The organism is Psychroserpens damuponensis (assembly GCF_000826655.1).
Lineage (GTDB): Bacteria > Bacteroidota > Bacteroidia > Flavobacteriales > Flavobacteriaceae > Psychroserpens > Psychroserpens damuponensis.
Genome location: NZ_JXJO01000030.1, coordinates 1 through 525, shown reverse-complemented (window position 1 = coordinate 525; position 525 = coordinate 1). Strand labels below are relative to the sequence as shown.

General features: G+C 31.8%; 1 protein-coding gene. It reads right to left on the bottom strand.

Annotated elements, in window-relative coordinates:
* Window positions 1–107: 107 nt before the first annotated feature.
* On the bottom strand, window positions 108–525 hold a 418-nt coding region (locus TD29_RS16245; RefSeq protein ID WP_040282306.1), incomplete at its 5' end, for an integrase core domain-containing protein.

Here is a 525-nt window from a genome sequence, read left to right as displayed (position 1 = left end):
TGTATTATACTGAAATAGGTTGACTCTTTTTGGTTATTATTTCGACGTTCAAAAGATTTTTTTTAGCCGTTTAGAAGGCAAAAAAACAGTTTGAACTAGGTCTGTTCTTAAATCGTAAGTTCAGGTAAATTTACATTATTTTTTCGATAGGATTTGTATTTGATGTTTGGATTTAAATGTACTTCAGCCGGTTTTCTTAGATCCAGGCTAAAATGCGTTCTTAGATTGTTATAAATATATACTGCTTGCTCAGTCATTTTTTGTGCTAAACCTGTGTTTTTAATGGTCTGTTTTAATCCGTATTCATATTTTAAAGTTCTGTTAATTCTTTCAGCTACAGCGTTTTCATAAGGGTCGTATTGCTCTGTCATACTCATTGTGATGTTATTGCTTTCAGCAAATTCTGTGTATTTAGGATTACAGTATTGAAAACCTCTATCCGAATGATGAATAAGCTTTTGATCAGGGTATTTTCTATTTTTAATAGCCATATCTAGCGCCTCGGAACAAAGTGATGTTCTCATA